Source organism: Nostoc sp. NMS4 (genome assembly GCF_017115095.1).
Lineage (GTDB): Bacteria > Cyanobacteriota > Cyanobacteriia > Cyanobacteriales > Nostocaceae > Nostoc.
The window spans coordinates 1-6695 of the sequence record NZ_JABXKI010000053.1 but is presented as its reverse complement, the minus strand read 5'-3'; the positions used below and the strand labels follow the sequence as shown (position 1 = coordinate 6695).

Sequence of the window (6695 nt, the reverse complement as noted above, 5' to 3'; positions counted from 1 at the left end):
ACTTAACCCCAGAAAAAGTTCGGATCAAAGATAGCTACCGAGAGCGGATATTTGCCGAATCACAGCAACTAGGCAAGAGTTACCTGGAGACGCTTTACTTTATCATCGATTGCTATTTTGCTTTCAGAAAGGGTGCATTTCCGACGCAACAAGTAGCTTTCACCCCTATTAATACTGAAGATAACAAACTTCCCTCAAGGAGTTCAACTAAAATTACAGAAGAGGAAGAAGAGGATTCTGATGGAGAAACATTCAGCCTTGACTTTGATTTGTAGCCAAAATGTAGGATTTATGTCTGATTTCTGAACAGGATTCCAGATAAAATCCTGACCAAACGGGCTTTTTCACTCTCTGTATATTTTCAAAGTGGTATGGAAAGCAGGACATCAAAATTATGCAGCAAGGCGGCATGAACGAAGAGGAATTTGAATACTTAGACTATGAAAATGATAATCCACTATTGTCTAAAGTCATAGAACGGAATATTCGCACTATTATCCGTCTTCGGCTTCAAGCTGCTAAGAAGCGAAACTTCCAAGACCAAATTGCCGATACTATTACGTCTTTTTCCGGACATATAGTCTTTGTTTACGTACATATCGTCTGGTTTGGAGCTTGGATTATTTTGAACACTGGAAAAATTGGTGTGCATCCCTTCGATCCATTTCCCTATGGACTGTTGACAATGGTGGTATCGCTGGAAGCAATTTTCCTGTCAACATTTGTGCTAATTAGTCAAAACCGCCTTAGTGAAGAAACCGAGTATCGCGCCAACTTAAATTTACAAATTGCACTACTAACTGAGCATGAAGTCACACGAGTATTGCAAATGCTTGATGCTATTCAAGACAAAATGGGGATTGACAATGATGAAGACAGTGAGCTTGCAGACTTAGAAATGGAAACCAAACCCGAAGATGTATTAACTGAAATTGAGCGGCTTCAGCAGTTAGCACTCAAGAGAAAAAAACTCAAAAAACGTACCCAAAGATAAAGACTACGATGGACTACACGCACACCTTCAGCGCGTTAGCGGAATTCAGGATTTAACGGGCAGGGTCGCACTGGGCAGTAATACCGTTTCACTAAAATCATGAAACAGATGTAAACCCTGAAAGGGTTGCTATCTCTAAGTTTTTTCATTGCGTTAGCCTATTGCGAATTGCGAATTGGTATAACTTGAGGTAATCTCAAACATATCCTTTTCCAATATGCGATCGCTGACTGAGCATATTGGCAACGAGAATAGAAACTATTGCGCTGCCGAAAAATTTTTATTATCCCTGGTATCGCTCTTGACGCGTAAGTCTGGCGATCGCACGATAGCGTCATCGCTTTCTTTTGCATAAAGAAGATGATTCTAGCACCTCTGTTTGCTAAAGTAATTCTAAGGCGCGTGAATTTCCAAACAATCCAGAGGCATTATAACTATGAGAATACTTCATGGCACCTGGATACCAAACGAGGAAACTGACTTTATTCAGTCAGGGTCTTTTTACTTGTGGGTAGAAACTCAATTATCCCAAAAAAGTCACACTAATAGTCAACAAATTCATCCTGGACATTTGGGAGAATCCGAATTAATCACCTTTTTAGTACAGGAATTGGGAATTAAAGAAGACAAGACTCAATTAAACCAACGCATATCTCCTAAATACTTTGCCTTACCAACCACCAATAATCAGCCCCTACCTTCACCAGAATTAACCAAGTATTTAGAAATTGAGTTGACTGACAGCTATGAAGAATTCCAATACTGGCAGGTAGATTGTTATGAAACAGTAGTATCTACCAAAAATGTCACAGCACTTAATATTATCAAACTACTTAAAGATATCCATTTTTTAGCAATATATAATGCGGAGAAGTTTCAAATTGGTTCAGATTTATTATTTTGGTATCATTACACTCAAAGTTTTAAACAAGTAATCCTCAAAGACCAATTTATTCCCGCACTAAAATATCGACAGTTATCATCGGAAAATCCGAAGAAAAAAGGCAAAAGCAAGACTTCTTTAGCAGCATTTGAAATTTATGCCACCTGGGAAATTATTTCCGAACAATATGAAGCAAATATTCTTAAATATATTGAATATATGCCACTAATCTGTGTGGCAGGTACAGGAAAAACTAGCGATCGCATTGAGTTTTTTGATCGAGAAACACTATTGCGTCACTTTTCCGAATATGTACTTGATGATTTAGTGACTCACACCCCATCTACAGCTGCTTTTGACAAACAAATTGCTGGTTCTCTAATTGAATCTTGCTTTTATCCTCGTCAGCATAATCCACTAACAACAAATACTGCCCTTGAGGAATATCAGCAATGGTTGGTGTGGAAAACCAAAATAACCCGTACTCAATCTGATTCACCTTTTCATCTGTGCTTCCAGTTACATTCTCCTTCATCGTCACAAATAGACAATTGGCAAATTCAATTTCTAGTAGCGAGTAAACAAGATCCATCCTTGAAGTTAGCGTTAGCAGACTACTGGACAATGAATCAATTTTCCAAAGCTGCTGTACATAAAGATTTTGGTAAAGATTTTGAAACAAATTTGCTTTTGAATCTGGGGTATGCAGCCAGGATGTATCCCAAACTATGGCTTGGGTTGGAAACAGCGAGTCCAATCGCAATGCAAATTACCTTAGAAGAAGCATTTGACTTCCTTCAAGAAAGTGCTTGGGTATTAGAAGACTCTGGATTCAAAGTAATTGTACCTGCTTGGTATACTCCGGCAGGTCGTCGTCGTGCCAAAATTCGCCTCAAAGCATCGGGTAGCAAACTTGCTGCAACGAAAGGGGAAACAAAAAGCTATTTCGGCTTAGACTCACTGGTGGAGTATCAGTATGAGTTAGCGATTGGGGAGCAAACTGTCACACCTATTGAATGGGAACAACTGATTAATGCTAAAACTCCCCTAGTGCATTTTCGCGGTCAATGGATGGAATTAGACCGGGATAAAATGCAGCAGTTACTCGAATTTTGGCAGTCCCACGGTAACGAACAACCCCAGATGACCTTACTGGAGTTTCTACAACGCAGTGCTGAATTGGGGTCAGAATGGGAAATTGAACATGATGAAGCTTTGTCAGAGATGATCGCAAAGCTACAAGATAAAAGTCGCCTAGAGCCAATTTCTGAACTTGATAATCTGCAAGGCACGCTCCGAGAATATCAAAAGCGTGGTGTTTCCTGGCTACAATATCTGGAAAATTTGGGGTTAAATGGCTGTTTGGCAGACGATATGGGTTTGGGTAAATCGGTGCAGGTGATTGCCAGATTAGTGCAAGAGAAGGAGTTACATGAAGCTCTGAAAGTAGGAGAAAAGATTACTTCTTTATCTGCCTTACCGACACTATTAATTGCCCCGACTTCTGTTGTTGGCAACTGGCAGAAGGAAATTGCCAAATTTGCACCTCATTTAAAAACTATGGTGCATCATGGTAGCAGTAGGCTGCAAAATCTAGCTGATTTCAAAGCTGCTTGTGAACAAAACGATGTGATAATTAGCTCCTTTACTCTAGTTCGCAAAGATGAAAAGTTATTGAGCGGCATCGAGTGGCAACGTTTAGTACTGGATGAGGCACAAAATATTAAAAATCCGAAAGCTGCCCAAACTAAAGCTATTTTAAAATTAAGAGCTAAACATCGGCTGGCATTAACAGGAACTCCTGTAGAGAACCGCTTATTGGATTTGTGGTCAATTTTTAACTTTCTCAATCCTGGTTACTTGGGTAAAGAAGCCCAGTTTCGGAAAATCTTCGAGATTCCGATTCAAAAAGATAATGACCGCGTAAAATCAGCTACCTTGAAAAAACTGGTAGAACCTCTAATTTTACGAAGGTTAAAAACTGACCAATCTATTATTAATGACTTGCCAGATAAAGTGGAACAAAAACTCTACACCAACCTGACCAAAGAGCAAGCATCGCTTTATGAAGTGGTGGTGAAAGATGTCGAAAAACAATTGCAATCAGCAGAGGGGATTCAACGCAAAGGATTGATTCTTTCAACTCTGATGAAATTGAAGCAGATTTGTAATCATCCAGCCCAATTTCTGCAAGATGGAAGCGAATTTTCACCACTGCGATCGCACAAACTCAGTCGGTTAGCAGAGATGGTTGAGGAGGCAGTTGATGAAGGAGAAAGTTTACTCATTTTTAGTCAATTTACGGAAGTGGGTGAAAAGATTGAAAAACATCTCAAACATAGTATGCATTGCAATACTTACTATTTGCATGGTGGCACTAGTCGCCCACGTCGGGAACAAATGATTACCGAATTTCAAGACCCAAATACAGAGCCATCGGTTTTTATCCTTTCCTTGAAAGCAGGGGGTGTAGGTATCACCCTCACGAAAGCCAACCATGTCTTTCACTTTGACCGTTGGTGGAACCCAGCAGTTGAAGACCAAGCAACTGACCGTGCTTTCCGTATTGGTCAGAAAAAGAACGTCTTTGTGCATAAATTTGTTGCTATTGGGACTTTAGAAGAGAGAATTGACCAAATGATTGAAGATAAGAAAAAACTCTCTAATGCTGTTGTTGGTAGCGATGAATCTTGGCTCACCGAATTAGATAATGAAGCCTTTAAGCGGTTGATTTCATTGAACAAGAGTGCAATTTTGGAGTAGATATTATGGCTAAATTTAGTCGAACTTGGTGGGGCGATCGCTTTATTCAAACACTAGAAGCTTTTACAGATGATAACCGACTCAAAAGAGGACGGTCTTATGCTAGTGGAGGTAAAGTCAAAAGCTTTGAGATTGACTTAAATAAAATTACTGCCAAAGTCAGAGGCTCAGTTAATCCCTATTTTGGAGTCTACAAAGAACCAACTTATAATATAGAGATTCAGATTACACCCATTGCTAAAATCCGTTGGAATGAAGCTATCCAAAAGCTTTCTTCTAAAGCCAGTATCATTTCTCGATTGCTGCTAAATGAAGTCCCAGAAAATATTGAAGATACTTTCTCTCATTTGGGACTACATTTATTGCCCCATAGTAGTCAGGATTTAAAAACTAAATGCTCTTGCCCAGATTATGCTAATCCCTGTAAACACATTGCTGGAGTTTACTATTTAGTGGCTTCTCAATTAGATAATAATCCCTGGTTGTTATTTGAATTACGGGGATTATCGAAAGCAGAACTTCAAGCCAAATTAGCTGATTCTCCTTTAGGAAAAGCTCTATCTGAGGAATTGAATACTAAGGAAATTCCTTTAGAACTTTCTAATTCGCTGTACACTAAGCTAGAAAAACAATCTCTTAACCAAATGCCAAATGCCAGAGAATTTTGGTTAGGTACAAAGCGATTACCACAAACTATTGAAGTGGCGACTCCAAGTAGTATCTGTGCAATTTTGATTAAGAAACAAGGGGATTTTCCTGATTTCTGGCACAATGATGCTTCCTTTATTGAAACAATGGAAGAACTGTATCAGCGAGTCAAAACCAAAAATCATCAGTTGTGATTTCAGCGCATTTTCTGCTTTCTTGAACTACTTAATTTTTCATAAATTTAACTTTCATTCGGTGGGTTTAAGTCCCCGGCAACTAAGAAGGCGCAAGTTTTGTGGCAATGAGTCTTTATCCCCGCTACAAAACTGTACTTCCGACTTCCGACTTCCAACTTCTTTACAGCACTTCCGGCAGCTATGAGGTACATCTTCAAAGCTGAAAGCTGTGATAGAAGAGGGGCAAGAGGAAAACTGTATTGCATAATAGCCGGAAGCGCTGTAAGCGTGCCCTGACAACAAAGACGATTCAAGCACAAAGGTTCTGGCAATTTGGCATCACAACTCTCTGAATTGCGGTTTAAATTGAGATATCAAGAGAACAGAACAGCCCAAATCGCCAGTTGTTGACCCAATGCTGTAGAACTCATCAAGTAACTTACAGCCTCAGTCATCGCTTCGCCACAACTGGCTAGTAATGCACTAGAAAATAAATAGTAAATGTGCGATCGCTATGAAGCTAAAAATGCTGGGTCTTCTTGGCTGGGGTTGTCGGAGATTTAATTATTTCCAGCAATCATCTCCGTATAAAACTTTTTGGCTACCATCGGGATAGAATCTAGCGCACCAGCCTTGACTAATTCGCCAATGATCGTAAGCGATAGTGCCAGCCATTAAAATTAATGCTGCAACGCCAATAGTTATTGCTACTTTTTTCCAGCTAATCTGCCGTTTAATGGGCTGTAATTCCTTCATTTACCAAGCTTTTGGAGTGTTCTATTTAGCATAACTTTAGTAAATTCGCTTTTTCTCCTGTAAAATTAACTACTAAATATTGCTTATTAACCCAAGTTGCGGGTTATCAAATTTTAGATTTTTTTGCATTCGTGGATTCATGCGATCGCCATCAGAAGTTGACCCTACTCCTCTATAACCTTCACAAATAGGCTTTGTGTCACTTTTCAACTGAGCGGTTGGTAGTATGCAAGCTGGTATGCCCCAAAGTCTGCTGTACCAATTGCACAGGTGCGCCCTGGTCTAAACTATGACTAGCAATCGCTCGTCAGTTGATGCTATTGCTATTACGAAAGATAGTAAAAAGCTCGTTAGTGGCAGTTTTGGTCAGCGAGTCTCTCGAAATCGGGCAATTAGCACCCTAAAGTTATGGAATCTCCAAACTGGAAAACTGGTGCATGAGTTTTCTGACAATTTTAGTTCGGTTAAATCCCTG

Annotated in this window: 6 protein-coding genes and 1 pseudogene; 5 read left to right on the top strand and 2 right to left on the bottom strand. The window is 39.6% G+C overall.

Features of this window, described 5'->3' with window-relative positions; genetic code table 11:
- A partial coding sequence (locus HWQ37_RS02525; protein ID WP_292743322.1) for a hypothetical protein occupies positions 1–275 on the top strand: 275 nt, incomplete at its 5' end.
- 119 nt (positions 276–394) lie between these two features.
- Entirely contained in the window at positions 395–994 is a 600-nt protein-coding gene (locus HWQ37_RS02520) for a DUF1003 domain-containing protein (RefSeq protein ID WP_292743319.1), read from the top strand.
- Positions 995–1152: 158 nt separating this feature from the next.
- Here the strand turns inward: HWQ37_RS02520 and HWQ37_RS02515 are convergent, their stop codons facing one another.
- A complete protein-coding gene (locus HWQ37_RS02515) occupies positions 1153–1347 on the bottom strand; it encodes a hypothetical protein (RefSeq protein WP_292743316.1) in 195 nt (64 codons plus the stop codon).
- 83 nt (positions 1348–1430) lie between these two features.
- Between HWQ37_RS02515 and HWQ37_RS02510 the strand changes: the two genes are divergently transcribed.
- Together HWQ37_RS02510 and HWQ37_RS02505 are read left to right on the top strand one after the other, a co-directional pair.
- On the top strand, positions 1431–4640 hold the full coding sequence (locus HWQ37_RS02510) for a DEAD/DEAH box helicase (protein WP_292743313.1): 3210 nt from the start codon (positions 1431–1433) through the stop codon (positions 4638–4640).
- Between the two features lie 5 nt (positions 4641–4645).
- On the top strand, positions 4646–5482 hold the full coding sequence (locus HWQ37_RS02505; protein WP_292743310.1) for an SWIM zinc finger family protein: 837 nt from the start codon (positions 4646–4648) through the stop codon (positions 5480–5482).
- Positions 5483–6028: 546 nt separating this feature from the next.
- On the opposite strand, the gene HWQ37_RS02500 is transcribed toward HWQ37_RS02505, so the two are convergent.
- The gene (locus tag HWQ37_RS02500; protein WP_292743307.1) at positions 6029–6220 is read right to left on the bottom strand and encodes a hypothetical protein; all 192 of its coding nucleotides are present in this window, start codon (positions 6218–6220) and stop codon (positions 6029–6031) included.
- 289 nt (positions 6221–6509) lie between these two features.
- Here HWQ37_RS02500 and HWQ37_RS02495 point away from each other — a divergent pair.
- Positions 6510–6695 (top strand): annotated as a pseudogene (locus HWQ37_RS02495) (hypothetical protein); the annotation flags it as partial.